14 protein-coding genes are annotated in these 17,752 nt (G+C 68.1%); 8 read left to right on the forward strand and 6 right to left on the reverse strand.

Going from position 1 to position 17,752, the window contains the following annotated elements; genetic code table 11:
* The first annotated feature begins 122 nt into the window (after positions 1–122).
* On the forward strand, positions 123–485 hold the full coding sequence (locus AC07WS_RS14410) for a hypothetical protein (protein WP_494729744.1): 363 nt from the start codon (positions 123–125) through the stop codon (positions 483–485).
* A gap of 41 nt (positions 486–526) precedes the next feature.
* On the opposite strand, the gene AC07WS_RS14415 is transcribed toward AC07WS_RS14410, so the two are convergent.
* The 6 genes from AC07WS_RS14415 to AC07WS_RS14440 all read right to left on the reverse strand — a co-directional run bounded on the left by AC07WS_RS14415 (position 527) and on the right by AC07WS_RS14440 (position 5,557).
* On the reverse strand, positions 527–901 hold the full coding sequence (locus tag AC07WS_RS14415) for a TraR/DksA family transcriptional regulator (protein ID WP_494729745.1): 375 nt from the start codon (positions 899–901) through the stop codon (positions 527–529).
* Positions 902–955: 54 nt separating this feature from the next.
* Positions 956–1,384: a hypothetical protein gene (locus AC07WS_RS14420; protein ID WP_494729746.1), complete on the reverse strand. Its 429-nt coding sequence runs from the start codon at positions 1,382–1,384 to the stop codon at positions 956–958.
* 10 nt (positions 1,385–1,394) lie between these two features.
* Complete coding sequence (locus AC07WS_RS14425) at positions 1,395–2,162, reverse strand: hypothetical protein (protein WP_494729747.1); 768 nt, start codon at positions 2,160–2,162, stop codon at positions 1,395–1,397.
* Between the two features lie 67 nt (positions 2,163–2,229).
* Positions 2,230–3,009 (reverse strand): 2-oxo-tetronate isomerase, encoded by a 780-nt coding sequence (otnI, locus tag AC07WS_RS14430; RefSeq protein ID WP_494729748.1) that lies wholly within the window; start codon positions 3,007–3,009, stop codon positions 2,230–2,232.
* A 161-nt stretch (positions 3,010–3,170) separates the two neighbouring features.
* The gene (locus tag AC07WS_RS14435; protein WP_494729749.1) at positions 3,171–4,556 is read right to left on the reverse strand and encodes a DEAD/DEAH box helicase; all 1,386 of its coding nucleotides are present in this window, start codon (positions 4,554–4,556) and stop codon (positions 3,171–3,173) included.
* Between the two features lie 203 nt (positions 4,557–4,759).
* Positions 4,760–5,557, reverse strand: coding sequence for an inositol monophosphatase family protein (locus AC07WS_RS14440; RefSeq protein ID WP_117009671.1), 798 nt, complete (start codon positions 5,555–5,557; stop codon positions 4,760–4,762).
* Positions 5,558–5,725: 168 nt separating this feature from the next.
* Here AC07WS_RS14440 and AC07WS_RS14445 point away from each other — a divergent pair, with 168 nt between their 5' ends.
* The 7 genes from AC07WS_RS14445 (at position 5,726) to AC07WS_RS14475 (ending at position 17,687) form a co-directional block, all read left to right on the forward strand.
* A complete protein-coding gene (locus AC07WS_RS14445; RefSeq protein WP_494729750.1) occupies positions 5,726–6,514 on the forward strand; it encodes an RNA methyltransferase in 789 nt (262 codons plus the stop codon).
* A gap of 76 nt (positions 6,515–6,590) precedes the next feature.
* Positions 6,591–9,224, forward strand: a complete 2,634-nt coding sequence (locus AC07WS_RS14450) for a M1 family metallopeptidase (RefSeq protein ID WP_494729751.1) — start codon at positions 6,591–6,593, stop codon at positions 9,222–9,224.
* An 84-nt stretch (positions 9,225–9,308) separates the two neighbouring features.
* Positions 9,309–9,833: a twin-arginine translocation signal domain-containing protein gene (locus AC07WS_RS14455; protein WP_494729752.1), complete on the forward strand. Its 525-nt coding sequence runs from the start codon at positions 9,309–9,311 to the stop codon at positions 9,831–9,833.
* Positions 9,830–11,485 carry a GMC family oxidoreductase gene (locus AC07WS_RS14460; RefSeq protein WP_494729753.1) on the forward strand — a complete coding sequence of 552 codons (1,656 nt, stop codon included), beginning with the start codon at positions 9,830–9,832 and terminating at the stop codon, positions 11,483–11,485. Before AC07WS_RS14455 ends, AC07WS_RS14460 begins: the two co-directional genes overlap by 4 nt.
* 27 nt (positions 11,486–11,512) lie before the next feature.
* Positions 11,513–12,457, forward strand: coding sequence for an esterase/lipase family protein (locus AC07WS_RS14465; RefSeq protein ID WP_494729754.1), 945 nt, complete (start codon positions 11,513–11,515; stop codon positions 12,455–12,457).
* A 72-nt stretch (positions 12,458–12,529) separates the two neighbouring features.
* On the forward strand, positions 12,530–14,014 hold the full coding sequence (locus AC07WS_RS14470; protein WP_494729755.1) for a PAS domain-containing sensor histidine kinase: 1,485 nt from the start codon (positions 12,530–12,532) through the stop codon (positions 14,012–14,014).
* A 16-nt stretch (positions 14,015–14,030) separates the two neighbouring features.
* A complete protein-coding gene (locus AC07WS_RS14475; RefSeq protein ID WP_494729756.1) occupies positions 14,031–17,687 on the forward strand; it encodes an EAL domain-containing protein in 3,657 nt (1,218 codons plus the stop codon).
* Positions 17,688–17,752: the final 65 nt, after the last annotated feature.

A 17,752-nucleotide genomic window follows, 5' to 3' on the forward strand; every position in this document is an offset into this window, starting at 1 on the left:
GCGCTGTGTTGTTGCTTATCGGAGACTATGGTTGCGGCGACGGCCATTTGGGTCTGATAGTCGCTACAATAAAAAAACCTGGCAGCCGTCGGACTAACGCGTTGTGATAGGGGGATGCGGCAATGGCACACGCATGGGTAATGCTTACTCGTCCGGACGGCCGCGATGTACCGGCGCCGTCCGAGGCCCAGATGGCGGCGGCCCTGGCCGACGTCTACAGCGGCAAGGGCGGCGCGCCCGACGGCGGTCCCGGCAGCGCGGTGCTGCGTTTCGGTTATGACGACGGCTTGATGTATGAAGTCGAAGTGACCACCGGCGGCGGCGTGCGCTTTGCCGAATGGTCGGATCGCGATTGCGAGATCGCGCTGGCCGGCCCGCGCGTGATGACCGCGCTGGCGCAGGCCGACGCGCTGCAGCTGTGGCGCCTGCTGGCGCAGCGGCAGGTGGCCAAGATCCGCAACCAACCCTGGCAAGAGGCGGGCTGAGCGCGGCGGCCGAACGCGGCGGCTGTGCTCGGCGGCTGTACTCAGCGGCGGGGTTGTTCCAGCCGCGTCTGGCATGCGATGCACAGCCGCGCTTCCGGCCGCGCGTTCAGCCGCGAGTAGCCGATCCGTTCGCCGCACCGTTCGCACAGGCCATAACTGTGGTCGTCGAACTTGGCCAGCGCGCGGCGCACGATGTGCAGCTGGCGCGCCGTGTGCTCGGCCGCCTCGTGCACCAGCGCGTTGAGGGTGCGCTGGCTGGCGTTGTCGGCCGGCGACGCCTCGGCCTCGTGCGGCGGCGGCGCGCGCACGTCGGCGCTGCGGTCGAGGTCGTCCGCCAGCTGGCTGAGCAGGGCGGCGCGCGCCCGTTCCAGCCGCTCGCGCAGGGCCGCCCATTCAATGTCGTCGAGTCCGTTCATGCCGCACACTCCTTACGGCGTTGGACCGGCGTGGCGCGATTTTGTTCGGCGGCGTCAGCCCGGCGCGGCCAAGGCCTGCAGATGGTGCTTGAGTTTTTCCAGCGGCGCGGCCAGGCGCTCGGGCTTGCCGGCGGCGATGGCCGCGCCCAGCGTCAGCAGCTCGGCGCTCAGGTCGACCATGTCCTTGACGCGGTCGATGCGGGCGATGGCGTCGCGGGCGCGCGCGGCCAGCTCCAGCAATTGCTGCTGCGCGCCGCCCAGGCCGGCGGCGGCCAGCCGCGCGCTGTCCAGGTAGAGGCTGTTGGCGCGCTGGCGCAGCAGCACCTCGTTCTCGAACAGCGCCTGCGCCGTGCCCTGCGACATGGCCGGCGCGCCGCCGCCCGGCGCCGGCTTGCGCAGCGCCCGCATCAGCTGGGCGTGCAGGGCGTCGGCGCTGTCGGACAGGCTGTCGGCCAGCGCTTCGATATCGTGCTGATCTGCCATGGCGAACTCCTTATTGCTGCGGGATCTGGGTGAACAGCGCGCGGTGGCTCTGTTCGATGGCGGCCAGGGTCTGCTGGGCCTGGGTATTGCGCTGGCCGACCAGCCGGTATTCCACCTGCTTGTCGTGCTGCTGCGACCTGGCCAGCGCCAGCAGCAGGCGGTCGCGCCGCGTGTCGACGAAGGGCAGTTCCGTCTCCAGCATGCCGAGCACGATCTTCTGCTCGTTGTCGCTGCTCTTGTCGTACAGGCGCAGCAGCGTGCGCATGGCGCCCAGCAGTTCCTGCATCGCCTGGTGGCCGTCGCGCAGCAGTTCCTGCACCGCGCTGTCCTGCGCCGGCCGCGTCAGCGCGCGCGCGACCAGCCGCGCCAGGCCGGCGTAGGCGTTGACGTGGCGCTCGTCGATGCCGTGCTCGGGCCAGGCCTTGATGCCGCCGCTCATGGACTTGACCTGGTCTTCCAGGTCGTACTGGCTGTCGCCGGCCAGCCGGCCCAGCGCCTGCATATACGCCTGCACGCCGGTTTGCAGCCGGGCGAAGTCCTCGCTGGACGCCTGGCGCTGCTGGTCGAGCTGGCGCTCGCGCTGGTCGGCGGCGGCGCTCAGGAAGGGTTGTTCGCGCTGGTAGGTGGTGCGGTAGCGCTCGGTCAGCTCGTGGTAGGCGCCCAGCTTGGGCGACTGGGCGGCGAAGGCGCGCACTTCCGCCATGCGCGGGCTGCTGCTGGCGCAGCCGCCCAGCACGGCCAGCCAGGTGAGGATCAGGATTGCACGGGTCAGTTTCATGGTCGCTCCGCAAAGTGTGAGGCTATTGTTGCCTTGCGTGAACATTGCCGTATTGCGAATGCGCAGATCAGCTGGTCAGCGCCTGGCGCCAGCCCAGGCCGGCGGCGGTGTCGCCGGCCGGCAGGTATTCGCAGCCCAGCCAGCCGTCGTAGCCGATCTCGTCGATGAAGCGGAACAGGTGGCGGTAGTTGATCTCGCCCGTGCCCGGTTCGTGGCGGCCGGGGGTGTCGGCGATCTGCATGTGCTTGATCATCGGCAGATTGGCGCGGATCGTGTTGCACAGTTCGCCCTCCATGCGCTGCATGTGGTAGATGTCGTATTGCAGAAACAGGTTGGGGCTGCCGGCCTCGGCGATGATGTCCAGCGCCTGGCGGCTGCGGTTGAGGAAGTAGCCCGGCATGTCGTAGTGGTTGATCGGTTCGATCAGCAGGTTGATGCCGTGCGGCGCCAGCTCGGCTGCGGCCCAGCGCAGGCTGTCGACGTAGGTGGCGTGGGCGCGCTCCGGCGCCAGGCCGGGCGGGGTCTTGCCGGCCATGCAGTGCAGCTGGGTCGCGCCCAGTTCGGCCGCGTACTCCAGCGCGCTGCGCACGCCGGCGCGGAACTCGTCCTGGCGGCGCGGATCGCAGGCCATGCCGCGGTCGCCCGCGTTCCAGTCGCCGCAGGGCAGGTTGAACAGCGCCAAGGTCAACTGGTGGCGGCGCAGGCGCTCGGCCAGCTGGCGCGCCTCGTAGGCGTAGGGGAACAGGAATTCGACGCCGTCGAAGCCGGCCGCGCGGGCCAGCGCGAAGCGCTCCAGGAAGGGCGCTTCGTTGAACAGCATGGACAGGTTGGCGGCGAATTTGGGCATGGCGGACTCCGGGAGAGAAGCCGTTATCGTAACCGCAAATGCTGTTGGTGCGGCGCGCCGCCACCCCGCACGGCGATCTGCCTGGGGTCAGACCCCGTACGGGGTCTGACCCCGCCTTACCGGGGTAAAAAAAACCACCCGAAGGTGGTTTGGGGCACTGCTTATCGGCCGCGGCCGCCGGAGCGGTGCTGGGCCGCCGAGCGCGGCGCGCTGGTGCCGGTGCGTGGACCACCGCCGTTGCCGCCGCCGCTGCCCGGTGCGCGTGGCTTGTTGCCGCCACCGCCACCGCCACCGGTCTTGGCGCGCGCCTGGCCGCCACCGTTGCGGCCGCCGCCGCCGTTGCGATGGCCAGGGCCGCCGCTACGCAGCTGCACCGGCTGCGGACGCGCGTTCAGGTCCGGCTCGAAGCCAGGGATCACCGCGCGCGGCAGGGTTTGCTTGATGAGCTTTTCGATATCCTTCAGCATCTCGTGCTCGTCCACGCAGACCAGCGACACGGCCTCGCCGGTGGCGCCGGCGCGGCCGGTGCGGCCGATGCGGTGCACATAGTCTTCAGGGATGTTCGGCAGGTCGTAGTTGACCACGTGCGGCAGCTGGTCGATGTCGATGCCGCGCGCGGCGATGTCGGTGGCCACCAGCACTTGCAGCTTGTTGTCCTTGAACTCGGACAGCGCCTTGGTGCGCGCCGACTGGCTCTTGTTGCCGTGGATGGCCATGGCGCCGATGCCGTCGCCGCCCAGCTGTTCGACCAGCTTGTTGGCGCCGTGCTTGGTGCGGGTGAACACCAGCACCTGGTGCCAGTCGTTGGTCTTGATCAGGTGCGACAGCATCGGATGCTTCTTGTCGCGGTCGACCGGGTGGATCATCTGGGCGATCACTTCCACCGCCGAATTGCGGCGCGCCACTTCGATCATGGCCGGCTTGTTCAGCAGGCCGTCGGCCAGCGCCTTGATCTCGTCCGAGAAGGTGGCCGAGAACAGCAGGTTCTGGCGCTTGGGCGGCAAGGCCGCCAGCACCTTCTTGATGTCGCGGATGAAGCCCATGTCCAGCATGCGGTCGGCTTCGTCGAGGATCAGGATTTCCACCTGCGACAGGTTGACGGTGCGCTGTTCCATGTGGTCCAGCAGGCGGCCCGGGGTGGCGACCAGGATGTCGACGCCGTGCTTGAGCTGCTTGATCTGCGGGTTGATGCCGACGCCGCCGAAGATCACGGTGGAGTTGAGCTTGGTGTACTTGCCGTAGATGCGCACGCTTTCCTCGACCTGGGCCGCCAGTTCGCGGGTCGGGGTCAGGATCAGGGCGCGGATCGGGCGGGCCGTGGTGTTGCTGGTGATCGCCGCGCCCTTGGCGTCGGTCGACAGGCGGTGCAGGATGGGCAGGGTGAAACCGGCGGTCTTGCCGGTGCCGGTTTGTGCGCCTGCCAGCAGGTCGCCGCCGTTCAGCACGGCAGGGATGGCCTGCTGCTGGATCGGGGTGGGCGTGGTGTAGCCGGCTTCGGTAACAGCGCGGACGATAGCGTCGGACAAACCGAGGGTAGAGAATGACATGATGACTTTTTGTTAAGATCGGCCTGTCGCTTTCTAGGCGCCAGTCGCAGGCAATCGGAGTGGATGACACTGCGGCTAAAGGACTGGTCAGAGTGCCGCAGGCCTGAGTATAACAGCTACCGCCGTAAATTATTTCCTAATTGAAATAGAAAAGGGAGCATACGCTCCCTTTTTTTGTAACAAACATTCTATTTTTTTATTGCTCAGGCTTTCGGCTGCTCGCCGAACTGGGCCAGCAGGCCGACCATCTGGCCGAAGATCTTCGGGCTGGCGGCGATGATGTCGCCCTTGTACAGGTAATCGGATTCGCCGCTGAATTCGCCGACGATGCCGCCCGACTCGGTCACCATCAGCGCGCCGGCCGCGATGTCCCAGGGCTTCAGGCCTTTTTCATAGAAGCCGTCCAGGCGGCCGGCGGCCACGTAGGCCAGGTCCAGCGCGGCGCTGCCCGGGCGGCGCACGCCGTGGCAGCGTTCGGCCATGATGCCGTACATCTTCAGGTATTCGTCCAGCGCCTTGGCGTTGCCGGCCACGTAGCCGGTCGACAGCAGGGCGTTGGCGATGCGGTCGAGCTTGGTCACGCGGATGCGCTTGTCGTTCAGGTAGGCGCCGGCGCCCTTGGTGGCGGTGAACAGGTCGTTGCGCACCGGGTCGTAGATCACGGCCTGGGTGATCACGCCGCGCTGCGACAGCGCGATCGAGATCGAGTACTGCGGGAAGCCGTGCATGAAGTTGGTGGTGCCATCGAGCGGGTCGATGATCCAGGTGAATTCAGTCTCGTCGTTGGCGTTCTTGGACGGGCCCGACTCTTCGCACAGGAAGGCGTGGTCGGGATAAGCTTTGGACAGCACCTCGATGATGGCCTGTTCGGCCGCCTGGTCGACGTCGGTGACGAAGTCCTTGTGGTTTTTCTCGGTGACGATGACGCGGTCGAGGTCGAACGACGCGCGGTTGATGACGGCGGCGGCGCGGCGGGCGGCTTTGATCGCCGTGTTGAGCATTGGGTGCATGTAAGCTTTTCCGTTAAAAGAACGCTAACGCCCACCGGGGGCCTCAGCCTGCCCGGCAGCACGAAAGTGTACAAGAGTGAATTAAAGAGCGGAGCGGCGGCGACAGGGTAAAATCCCGGGGAATTTGTGTATCGATACCGCGCAATAGCGCTATTTTAAATGAACCTGCCCGAAATCAATACGAATCTTTTCAAACAGCTGCGATTTATTCTGGTCGAGACCAGCCGCGCGGGCAATATCGGGGCCGTGGCGCGGGCCATGAAAACCATGGGTTTCAGCGACCTGGTGCTGGTCACGCCCCGCTTCGACAACGCGTTGGCCGACCCCGAGGCGGTGGCCTTCGCCAGCGGCGCCGGCGACATCCTGGCCGGCGCGCGGGTGGTCGGCAGCATGGCCGAGGCGCTGGACGGCATCAACTTCGCCGCCGCCGTCTCGGCCCGGCTGCGCGAGTACTCGCCGCCGGTGCTCACGCCGCGCGAGGTGGCCGGGCAGCTGGCGGCCCAGCCCGAGCTGCACGCCGCGCTGATCTTCGGCAACGAGCGCTTCGGCCTGCCGAACGACATCGTCGAAAAGTGTAATGTCCTGATCAACATTCCGGCCAACCCGGAGTACTCGTCGCTGAACTTGTCGCAGGCGGCGCAGGTGCTGGCCTATGAATGCCGGATGGCGGCGCTGGACGGCGCGCCGCCGTCGATGAACACGCGCCAGCCCGCCGGCGACGCCAACGAGATCGGCTTCCAGGGCGAGGCGGCCAGCCTGGCGCAGATCGAGGGCATGTACCAGCACCTGGAGCAGTCGCTGGTGGAGATCGGCTTCCTCGACGCCGGCAATCCGCGCAAGCTGATGCCGCGCCTCAAGCGCATGTTCGCCCGCGCCCAGCTGGAAAAAGAGGAGGTCAACATCTTGCGCGGCATCGCCCGCCACATGGTGGGCAGGCGCAATAAATAGAACCGCCTTCGACGGTGTTATAGTTCCATGCTTGTTAATTCAACACCGGAACTTTCCCACCTGTCAGGAGATGTACATGCATACTCGCGGCCTGTTGTGCTTGGCGTTGGCTTTGGCTTTTCCCGTACCGTCGGCCTGGGCGCAGCCAGCGTCGCCGGTGTTCGATTTCGCCACCGCACCGGGGCGCTTGCCGAAAAACGTGGTGCCGCTGGAATACACCATCGCGCTCACGCCCGATACCGCCACCCACACCGTGGCCGGCACCGAGAGCATCGTGCTGGACTTCAAGGCCGCCAGCGCCGTCATCCAGTTCAACTCGCTGAACCAGACCCTGAGCAAAGTGCTGTTGGACGGCAAGCCGGTGCGTTCCGTGGTGTCGGACAACAAGGCCCAGCTGACCACGATCAAGCTGGCCCGCCCGGCAGCGCGCGGCCGCCACACGCTCAGCTTTGCCTACAGCGGCAGGATCGAAAAGGAACCGCGCGGCCTGTTCCTGCAGGAGTACGTGACGCCGACCGGCGCCAGGGACGCGATGCTGACCACCCAGTTCGAGGCCACCGACGCCCGCCGCATGTTCCCCTGCTGGGACGAGCCGGCCTTCCGCGCCGTGTTCAAGCTCAGCGTGACGGCGCCGGCCAGGTGGGCGGTGTATTCCAACATGCCCGAGAGCGAGCGCAGCGTCCAGGGCGAGCTGGCCACCACCCGCTTCGCGCCCACGCCGAAGATGCCGTCCTACCTGGTCGAATTCTCCGGCGGTGACCTGGCGCACATCGCGGCCGAGAGCGGCGGCACGCAGTTGCGCGTGGTCGCCGTCAAGGGCCAGGAGCAGGGCGGTCAGCAGGCGCTGGCCAACGCCCAGCAGATCCTGGCCGACTACAACGATTACTTCGGCGTGCGCTACCCGCTGCCCAAGCTCGATTCGATCGCCGTGCCCGGCGGCTTCAACGGCGCCATGGAGAACTGGGGCGCGATCACCTACAACGACCAGGCCCTGCTGATCACCCCGTCCAGCACCATGGGCAACCGCCAGAGCGTCTACAGCATCCAGGCGCACGAGATGGCGCACCAGTGGTTCGGCGACCTGGTCACGATGGGCTGGTGGGACGAGCTGTGGCTCAACGAAAGCTTCGCCTCGTGGATGGCGGCCCGCCAGACCGACCTGCGCAATCCGGGCTGGCGCTGGTGGGAGCACCAGGACGAGAGCAAGGAAGGCGCGATGAGCGCCGACGCGCGCGCCGCCTCGCACGCCATCCTGCAGCACGTGACCAACGAGGAACAGGCCACCAGCGCGTTCGACCCGGCCATCACCTACAGCAAGGGCCAGGCCGTGCTGCGCATGCTGGAGGCGCACATGGGCGCCGACATCTTCCGCAACGGCATCCGCAACTACATGAAGACGCATGCGTATTCCAACACCGCCAGCGGCGACCTGTGGCAGGCGCTGGATGGCGCCGGCGCCGGCCCGGTCAGCGGGATCGCGCGCGCCTGGACCTCGCAGCCGGGCTTCCCGCTGGTGTCGGTCACGACCAGCTGCGACATCTTCGGCAACCGCATGATCGGCCTGACGCAGCAGCGCTTCCTGTTGCAGGGGCTGGGCAGCGGCAAGGGCCGCTGGCCGGTGCCGTTGCAGGTGCGCAGCGGCAGCGGCGCGCCCAAGCCGGTGCTGTTCGACGGCGACCAGCAGAGCGAGTCCGCCGGCCGCTGCGATGAGGCGCTGAGCATCAACGCCGGCGCGGTCGGCTACTTCCGCGTGGCCTACGACGACTTCACGCTGACCCAGATCATCCAGTCCTTCGCCAGCGTGCCGGAAGCCGACCGCATCGCGCTGCTGGACGACCAGTGGGCGCTGGTGGGCGCCGGCGCGCAGCCGCTGGCCAACTACCTGGCGCTGGCCTCGGCCATGGGCGGCACGCCCAACCAGCGCGCCTGGGAGCAGATCACCGGCGCGCTCGACACCATTGAAACCGCCGAGCGCGGCAGCGCCGGCCACGCCGCCTTCGCAGCGTATGCGCGCTCCGTCGTCAAGCCGCTGTCGGTCAAGCTGGGCTGGGACGCGCGCGCGGACGAAACGCCGGGCATGCAAAAGCTGCGCCGCTCGCTGCTTGCCGACCTGGGCGGCTGGGGCGATCCGGAGGTGCTGGCCGAGGCGCGCAAGCGCTTCGCCGCCTTCGTGGCCGACCGCAAGGCTGTCTCCGCCGACGACCAGATGATGGTGCTGGCCATCGTGGCCCAGCACGCCACCCCGGCCGAATTCGAACAGCTGCACGCGGTCGCCCGCTCGGCCAAGAACGAGACGGAGTTGCGCCGCTACTACACGGCGCTGATGCGCGTGCGCGATCCGGTGCTGGCCGCGCAGGCCGCCGCGATCGCGCTGTCGGACGAGATCCCCAAGCAGGCCGACATGGCGCGCATCACCTTGGTGGGCGTGCTGGGCGACGAGCATCCGCAGCTGGCCTGGTCCTTGTTCACGCAGAACGTCGAGCGCCTGATCGCGCCGCACCAGCCGTTCGGCCCGATGATACTGGCCCAGTACAGCCCGGAGATGTTCTGGCGCGCGCTGCCGCCGGAGCAGCTGGAGGCGTGGATCAAGGGCAAGGTGCCGGCCGAGCTGCAGCCCAACCTGGCGCGCGGCATGGAAGTGGCGCGCTTCAAGCTGGCCGAGAAGGCCATGCTGGTCAAGGCCACCGACGCCTACCTGGCGGGCAAGTAGACGGCGGACTCTATTTTTTGCGGACAAGCTTGCGCGCCCGTTCACGTACACTAGCTGGATTAAAAAAACCAGACGGACGGAGACATGACCACCCGCAGATCTTTCCTCAAGATCGGCGCGGCCGGCGCGCTATTGCTCGCAGCCGGCGGCGCCGCCTATCGCCTGACCCATGCGCCCGCGCCGCCGCAGCCGTTCGCCCTCGACGGCGAGGCCGGCGCGGTGCTGGCCGCCATCCTGCCGGCGATGCTGGGGCCGGTGCTGCCGGCCGACGCGGCCGCGCGCCGGGCCGCGCTGGACGGCGCCGCCGCGCGCACGCTGGCCGCCATCCACGGCCTGCCGCTGGCCACCCAAAAGGAAGTGCAGGACCTGTTCGGCCTGCTGGCGCTGGCGCCCGCGCGGCGCTGGCTGGCCGGCGTGTCCGGCAGCTGGCGCGAGGCCGCGCCGCAGGAGGTAGCCGCCTTCCTGGAGAACTGGCGCCATCACCGCCTCGGCATGCTGCAGACGGCCTATTTGGCGCTGCATGATCTGATCCTCGGCTCGTGGTACGCGGAGCCGTCGACCTGGGCCGGCATCGGCTATCCCGGCCCGCTGAAGGAGCTGCAGAAATGAGCAACACGAATATCCCCATCGCCGCCGCCAAGGGGCCGATTCCCGATCCGATCCAGGCCGGCCTGGCCGCCGGCTGGCGCGTGACCGACTGTGCGCGGCTGGACGCCGACCTGACGCTGGAGGCCGACGTGGTCATCGTCGGCAGCGGCGCCGGCGGCGGCGTCAGCGCCGAGATCCTGGCGCTGTCGGGCCTGCGCGTGCTGATCGTCGAGGAGGGCGCGCTGCGCTCCTCGTCCGACTTCAACATGAAGGAGGCCGAGGCCTATCCGCAGCTGTACCAGGAATCGGCCGCGCGCAAGACGCACGACAAGGGCATCAACATCCTGCAGGGGCGCACCGTGGGCGGCACCACCACCGTCAACTGGACCAGCAGCTTCCGCACGCCCGACATCACGCTGGCGTATTGGAATAAACAGTATGGTTTAAAGGACTACACGCCGGAGCAGCTGGCGCCGTGGTTCGGCATGATGGAGCAGCGCCTCAACATCACCGACTGGCCGGCCGCGCCCAACGAGAACAACGACCTGCTGCGGCGCGGCGCGGCCAAGCTGGGCATCCCGACCGGGCTGATACGGCGCAACGTCAACGGCTGCTGGAACCTGGGCTACTGCGGCATGGGCTGTCCGACCAACGCCAAGCAGTCGATGCTGGTCACCACCATCCCGTCGGCGCTGACGCAGGGCGCCACGCTGCTCACGCGCGCGCGCGCCGAGCGCCTCGTCATCCAGGGCGACAAGGTGGTGCAGCTCGACTGCGTGGCGCTGGACGCCGGCGGCCACGCGCCGACCGGGCGCCGCCTCACGCTGCGGGCGCGCCACTACATCGTGGCCGGCGGCGCCATCAATTCGCCGGCGCTGCTGCTGCGCTCGGGCGCGCCCGATCCGCACGGCCTGCTGGGCAAGCGCACCTTCTTGCATCCGGTGGTGATCTCGGCCGGCAGCTTCGCGCAGCGCGTGGACGGCTACGCCGGCGCGCCGCAGACCGTGTACTCCGACCACTTCCTGCACAACGCGCCGATCGACGGCGCTATGGGTTACAAGCTGGAAGTGCCGCCGCTGCATCCGCTGCTGCTGGCCACCACGATGGCCGGCTTCGGCACGCAGCACGCGGCCGAGATGGCGCAGTTCCCGCACAAGCAGGTGATCCTGGCGCTGCTGCGCGACGGCTTCCACGCCGGCGCGCCCGGCGGCAGCGTGGCGCTGGACGGCGCCGGCGCGCCGGTGCTGGACTATCCGATCAGCGACTTCATCTGGGACGGCGCGCGCCGCGCGCTGCTGACCATGGCCGAGATCCAGTTCGCGGCCGGCGCCAGGGACGTGTCGCCGGTGCACGAGTCGGCGCCGCGCTACACCAGCTGGGCGCAGGCCCGGGCCGGCATCGCCGCGCTGCCGCTCAAGCTGCTGGCCACGCGGGTGGTGTCGGCCCACGTGATGGGCGGCTGCACCATGTCCGACGACGCGCGCCAGGGCGTGGCCGGCGCAGACGGCCGCTACCACGGCCTGGCCAACCTGTCGGTGCACGACGGCTCGCTGTTCCCGACCTCGATCGGCGCCAATCCGCAGCTGTCGATCTACGGCATCGTGGCGCGCCTGGCCAGCGGCCTGGCGCAGCAGCTGACCGGCAAGCCGGCGGCGCGGCCGGTGCGCACCTGACCGGCCAGTCCGGGGTATGATGGCGGCATGATCAAACGCTGGATTATCCTGCTGCTGGTGGTGCAGGCCGGCGCCGCGCTGGCGCTGGCGGCCGGCTTGCATCTGGTGTGGCGGCCGGCCTGGGAGGCGCCGCTGAACGCGCCGCTGACGGCGCTGGCCTACGGCGCGCTCGGCCTGGCCTGCGTGCTGCTGGTGCGGATGGCGCTGTCGGTCAACAACTTCCTGCTCAGTTCGCGCGCGGGCAAGGGCGCGGCCACGCCGGCCGCGCACGCGCTCAACCCGGCGCGCGCCGCCGGCCTGTTCCTGCACGAATTCCGCGCCTCGATGCTGGCCTCCAGCTACGACATGCTGCGTCCGCTCGGCCTGCAGTTGCAGCCGCGGGCGCGCGGCCTGCCGGTGCTGCTGATCCACGGCTACGCCTGCAACAGCGGCTACTGGCGGCCGCTGAGCGCGCGGCTGGCGCGGGCCGGCATCAGCCACTACGGCATCGACCTGGAGCCGCCGGGCGCCTCGATCGACGCCTACGCGCCGCAGGTGCAGGCCGCCATCGAACGGCTGCGCGCGGAGACTGGCAGCACGCAAGTGATCATCGTCGGCCACAGCATGGGCGGGCTGGTGGCGCGCGCCTGGCTGCGCCGCTACGGCGCGGACGCGGTGGCGCGCATCGTCACGCTGGGCACGCCGCACCACGGCACCGCGCTGGCCCACCTGGGGCCGGGCGGCAACGCGGTGCAGATGCGCTACCGCAGCGAGTGGCTGGCGGCGCTGGCCGCGTCTGAGGCGAATTTGCAACGCGGCCTGTTCAGCTCCATCTACTCTGTCCATGACAACATCGTGGCGCCGCAGGATTCCGGCGCCTTGCCGGGCGCGCGCAACCTGGAGTTCGGGGCGGTCGGCCATGTGGCGCTGGGCCGCCATCCCGCCATCCTGCGTTGTGCGATGGACGAAATCGTTGCCGCCGCCCGTTTGTGATTTTGTGTGAATTTTGGCGTTGCTGCTTACTGTATGTTTATTGTCATGTAACGGCAGACTACAAGGCGACAAATGGCTATCGACTTCGGCACGCTGATCCTCAATGAAACGCCGGACGCCGTCGTGCTGACTTCGCTGGACGGCGACGTCATCTGTTGGACCAACGGCGCGCAGGCGATGTTCGGCTACAGCAGCGACGAGGCGGTGGGATGCCGCCTGGCCGACCTGATCGTGCCCACCGGCCTGGCCGAGGACGAAGGCGACGTGGTGCGCGAGACGCTGCGCAGCGGCGCCTCCAACTACGAATCGATGCGCCACGCCAAGGACGGCACGCTGGTGTACATCGACAGCTCGTCCAAGCTGCTGCGCGACGCCGAAGGCCGGCCCGAATACATTTTGTGGACCAAAAAAGACGTTACCGCGCTCAAGGTGCTGCGCGACGCCAAGCTGGTGCAGGCGCGCTTCGGCGGCCTGCTGGAGTCGCTGCCGGACGCCATCATCCTGGCCAACGCCGGCGGCCGGGTGGTGCTGGTCAACGAGCAGGCCGAAGCGCTGTTCGGCTACCCGCGCGGCGCCATGCGCGGCATGGCGCTGGAGCAGCTGATGCCGGCGCGCTTCCGCCATGGCCACGTGCAGCACCGGCAGGGCTTTCATCGGCAGCCGGTGGTGCGCCCCATGGGCGGCGGCCGCGAGCTGTACGGCCTGCGCAGCGACGGCATGGAATTCCCGGTCGAGATCAGCCTGAGCCCGATCGCCACGGAGGAGGGCACGCTGGTGATGAGCGCGATCCGCGACACCAGCGAGCGCAAGCGGATCGAGCGCTCGCTGCAGGAAAAGAACGCCGAGCTGGCGCGCGCCAACGCGGCCAAGGACCGCTTCCTGAACGGCATGTCGCATGAATTGCGCACGCCGTTGAACGCGATCATCGGTTTTACGGGTACTATGTTGATGAAGTTGCCGGGTCCCATTAATGACGATCAGGAAAAACAACTGCGCACGGTGCAACACAGCGCCCGTCATCTGTTATCCTTGATCAACGACTTGCTGGAACTGACACAGATCGAGACCGGCAGCCTCAAGCTTGAGCTGGTGCCGCTGCCGTGCCGCCAGCTGGTCGACGAAGTGTTGTTGCTGTTTAAGCCGCAGGCCCAGCACAAGGGGCTGGCGCTGGAGGTGGTCGGCGTGCCGGACGAGCTGGTGGTGATGGCCGACCGCCGCGCGCTGCAACAAATACTGATGAATTTGCTCCACAACGCGCTCAAGTTCACCGACCAGGGCGCGGTCACGGTGCGGCTGGACCGGGGCACGCTGCATGAGCGCCCCTGCGCCCTGATCAGCATCAGCGACACCGGCATCGGCATCGCCGAGGAGGACCGGGCCACGCTGTTCCAGGCCTTCTCGCAGCTGGAGGCCGGCAGGGTGCGGGAGCTGGAGGGAACCGGACTGGGCTTGCACCTGAGCCAGCGCCTGGCGGCCATGCTGCACGGCGAGATTTTATTTGACAGCACATCGGGCGCCGGGAGTTGTTTCACCCTGGCGCTGCCGCTGGAACGATGACGAAGGGGAGCTCAACGTGTCGGCACGCATCCTGATCATAGAAGACAATGCCACCAACATGGAGTTGATGGTGTACCTGTTGCGCGCCTTCGGCTACGAGCCGCTGTCGGCCAGCGACGGCGAGGCCGGCGTGGCGGCGGCGCGGCAGCAGGTGCCGGACCTGATCATCTGCGACGTCCACCTGCCCAAGCTGGACGGCTACGGCGTGGTGGCCGCGCTCAAGGCCGACCCGGCGCTGCGCCACATCCCGACGCTGGCCGTGACCGCGCTGGCGATGACGGGCGACCGCGAAAAATTGCTGGAGGCCGGCTTCGACGGCTACATCGGCAAGCCCGTCGAGCCCGATACTTTCGTGACCCAGATCGAGTCTTTCTTGCGCGGGGAGGTGTCGCCCCCGGCTAAAAGCGACACCGCCACCATCCTGATCGTGGACGACCACGTGCTGAACCGCGAGTTCCTGATGACCCTGCTGGGCTACGGCGGCCACCGGCTGCTGGAGGCCGCCAACGGCGCCGAGGGCCTGACCATGGTGCAGGCCGAGAAGCCGGACCTGGTGATCTCCGACATCCTGATGCCTAATATGGACGGCTACGAATTCGTCACCCGCCTGCACAGCGATCCGAACACGGCCGACGTGCCGGTGATCTTCTACACCGCCACCTACCGCGAGCGCGAGGCGATGGCGGTGGCGCAGTCGTGCGGCGTGCGCTGGGTGCTGCCCAAGCCTTCCGATCCGGAAGTCATCCTGCGCACCGTGCACGAGGCGCTGGGCCTGGCCGAGGTGGCCGAGGACGAGACGCTGCCGTCGTTCGCGCCGGAGCCGCCGCAGGAAGGGCGCTTCCACAACATCGACGACAAGGTGGCCGAATACCTGGGCGAGCTCGAATCGAGCAGCCAGCTGCTGTCCAAGTTCGCCCAGGAAAACGAGGAGCCGGCGCCGGAAAACCTGACGCGCATGACGCAGCGCCTCACCAGCTCGCTCTCCAGCCTGCAGGCGGTGAGCCTGCGGCTGACCGCGCTGATCGAGCTGGGCATCGAGCTGGGCGCCGAGCGCGATCCGGGCGCGCTGGTGGAGATCGGCTGCCGTGTGGCGCAGAACATCTGCGTGTCCAAGTACGCCTGCATCGGCGTGCTGGAGCCGGGCGCGGACGAGCTGTCGTACTTCGCCAGCTGCGGCGCCGGCGTGCCGGCCCGGCAGATCGCGCTGGCGCCGCGCGCCGGCGTGCTGCGCGGCCTGCTGGACCAGCGCCAGGCCTGCCGCATCAACGACCTCAACGGCGACCCGGCCAGCATCGGCCTGCCGGCCAGCCATCCGCCGGTGCACTCCTTCCTGGGCGTGCCGATCGCCTCGCGCGAGCGCATCCACGGCTGGCTCTACCTGGTCGACAAGCTGGGCGCGGACGGCTTTTCCGAGGTCGACGAGCGGGTGGCCGCCACGGTGGCGGCGCAGATTTCGGTGGCCTATGAAAACCTGCTGCTGTACGAGGAGATCAAGCGCCACCACGCGCAGCTGACGCTGGACATGAACGCCCGCATCCGCCTGGACGAGGACCTGCGCCGCTTCCGCCTGGCGATGGACGCCACCGCCGACGCCATCTTCCTGGTCGACCGCGCCGGCATGTGCTTTGTCGACGTCAACGTCACCGCCTGCCGCATGCTGGGCTACGAGCGCGAGGACTTCCTCAAGGTCGGCCCCGGCAAGCCGCCCGAGGAAGAGCTGAACCGGCTGGAGGAGCTGTACGAAAAACTGCTGGCCGGCGACCAGAGCGGCGCCATGACCGAGCTGCTGCTGTACCGCAAGGACGGCTCGCCGCTGTCGGTGGAGGTGCAACGGCGCACGCTGCGCTCCGGGCCCAGCTGGATACTGGTGGCGGTGGCGCGCGACATCACCGAGCGCAAGGAGGCCGAGCAGCGCCTGCTCAAGCTGGCCCACTTCGACACGCTGACCGGCCTGCCCAACCGCAGCCAGTTCTACGACTCGCTGAGCCACTCGCTGCGCCAGGCCAACGATCACAAGTGGTCGCTGGCGGTGCTGTTCCTCGACGTCGACCGCTTCAAGAACGTCAACGACACGCTGGGCCACACCATCGGCGACGAGCTGCTGCGGCAGTTCTCCAGCCGGCTGGTGGACTGCCTGCGGGTGCGCGACACCATCGGCCGCTTCGGCGGCGACGAGTTCGCCGCCATCCTGATGCTGCCCGAGGGCGCGCAGAACGCCATCGCCGTGGTCGACAAGATCCGCGAATCGATGCGCCGGCCGTTCGACCTGAAGGGCCACGAGGTGACCGTCACGGCCAGCATCGGCATCGCGGTCTACCCGGACGACGGCGCCGACCCGGACACGCTGATCCAGTACGCCGACACCGCCATGTACCGCGCCAAGGAGGCCGGGCGCGACGCCTTCCGCTTCTTCACCGCCGAGATGAACGCGCAGTCGCTGGCGCGGCTGGACCTGGAGAACGCGCTGCGGCGCGCCATCGACAACGAGGAGTTCGTGCTGCACTTCCAGCCCAAGGTCCACATCGGCACCGGCCGCATCAGCGGCGCCGAGGCGCTGATCCGCTGGAAGCGGCCCGGCCATGGCATGGTGTCGCCGGCGCTGTTCATCCCCATCCTCGAGGAGACCGGGCTGATCGTGCGGGTCGGCACCTGGGTGCTGCACGAGGCCTGCCGCAAGATCGCGCTGTGGGGCAAGTCGGGCGTGGGCGCGGTGCATTTGTCGGTCAACGTCTCGGGCATCCAGTTCTTCGTCGGCGGGCTGGAGGAGGAGGTGCTCAAGGCGATCAAGAAGCACGACATCGCGCCCGAGCTGCTGGAGCTGGAGCTGACCGAGAGCTCGCTGATGTCCAACGCCGAAGAGACCATCACGGTGCTGCAGAACCTCAAGGCGCTGGGCATCCAGATCTCGATCGACGACTTCGGCACCGGCTATTCCTCGCTGGCCTACCTGAAGCGCTTCCCGATCGACAAGCTCAAGATCGACATCGCCTTCGTGCGCGAGGTGACCAGCAATCCGGACGACGCCGCCATCGTGCTGGCCATCATCAACATGGCGCACAGCATGAAGCTGGAGGTGATCGCCGAGGGCGTGGAGAAGGATGCGCAACTGGCCTATCTGCGCCGCCACGGCTGCGACGAGATGCAGGGCTATTACTTCAGCCGCCCGCTGCCGGAGGACGACTTCGAGCAGATGCTGCGCGAGGGCCGCTTCCTGCAGACGCCGGCAGAGGAAAGCGTGGTCGAGCAGCAGACCCTGCTGATCGTCGACGACGACGCCTTCATGCTCGACGTGCTGACCGACTTCCTGTCGCAGGACGGCTACCGCATCCTGACCGCGCAGACCGCGGCCGAGGGCTTCGACGTGCTGGCGCAGAACCGGGTGCAGGTGATCCTGTGCGACCAGTGCATGCCCTTGATGAGCGGCACCGAGTTCATGGAGCGGGTCAAGAACCTGGCGCCGGACACCTTCCGCATCATGCTGTCGGCCTACGCCGACCTGACGCCCATCATGGCCGCCATCAACCACGGCGCCATCGACCGCTTCTACACCAAGCCGTGGAAGGGCGCGGTGCTGCGCGAGAACATCCGCGAAGGCTTCCGCCTGCACGCCCAGGTGCACGGCGGCCCGCCGCTGCGGGTGGCGCAGCCGGTGGCCGAGGAGGTCAAGCAGTAAGCCCGCCGGCTTGCGGGCACTGGCGCGCCGGGATGAAACTGGCTTAATATCGACCTTGTCGATGG

This window comes from Duganella sp. GW821-FHT01E12 (assembly GCF_059422325.1).

Excerpts from the sequence above, each read along its gene's own strand:
- AC07WS_RS14410 (WP_494729744.1), top strand. The coding sequence starts at position 123 with ATGGCACACGCATGGGTAATGCTTACTCGTCCGGACGGCCGCGATGTA.
- AC07WS_RS14415 (WP_494729745.1), bottom strand. The coding sequence starts at position 901 with ATGAACGGACTCGACGACATTGAATGGGCGGCCCTGCGCGAGCGGCTG.
- AC07WS_RS14420 (WP_494729746.1), bottom strand. The coding sequence starts at position 1,384 with ATGGCAGATCAGCACGATATCGAAGCGCTGGCCGACAGCCTGTCCGAC.
- AC07WS_RS14425 (WP_494729747.1), bottom strand. The coding sequence starts at position 2,162 with ATGAAACTGACCCGTGCAATCCTGATCCTCACCTGGCTGGCCGTGCTG.
- otnI (WP_494729748.1), bottom strand. The coding sequence starts at position 3,009 with ATGCCCAAATTCGCCGCCAACCTGTCCATGCTGTTCAACGAAGCGCCC.
- AC07WS_RS14435 (WP_494729749.1), bottom strand. The coding sequence starts at position 4,556 with ATGTCATTCTCTACCCTCGGTTTGTCCGACGCTATCGTCCGCGCTGTT.
- AC07WS_RS14440 (WP_117009671.1), bottom strand. The coding sequence starts at position 5,557 with ATGCTCAACACGGCGATCAAAGCCGCCCGCCGCGCCGCCGCCGTCATC.
- AC07WS_RS14445 (WP_494729750.1), top strand. The coding sequence starts at position 5,726 with ATGAACCTGCCCGAAATCAATACGAATCTTTTCAAACAGCTGCGATTT.
- AC07WS_RS14450 (WP_494729751.1), top strand. The coding sequence starts at position 6,591 with ATGCATACTCGCGGCCTGTTGTGCTTGGCGTTGGCTTTGGCTTTTCCC.
- AC07WS_RS14455 (WP_494729752.1), top strand. The coding sequence starts at position 9,309 with ATGACCACCCGCAGATCTTTCCTCAAGATCGGCGCGGCCGGCGCGCTA.
- AC07WS_RS14460 (WP_494729753.1), top strand. The coding sequence starts at position 9,830 with ATGAGCAACACGAATATCCCCATCGCCGCCGCCAAGGGGCCGATTCCC.
- AC07WS_RS14465 (WP_494729754.1), top strand. The coding sequence starts at position 11,513 with ATGATCAAACGCTGGATTATCCTGCTGCTGGTGGTGCAGGCCGGCGCC.
- AC07WS_RS14470 (WP_494729755.1), top strand. The coding sequence starts at position 12,530 with ATGGCTATCGACTTCGGCACGCTGATCCTCAATGAAACGCCGGACGCC.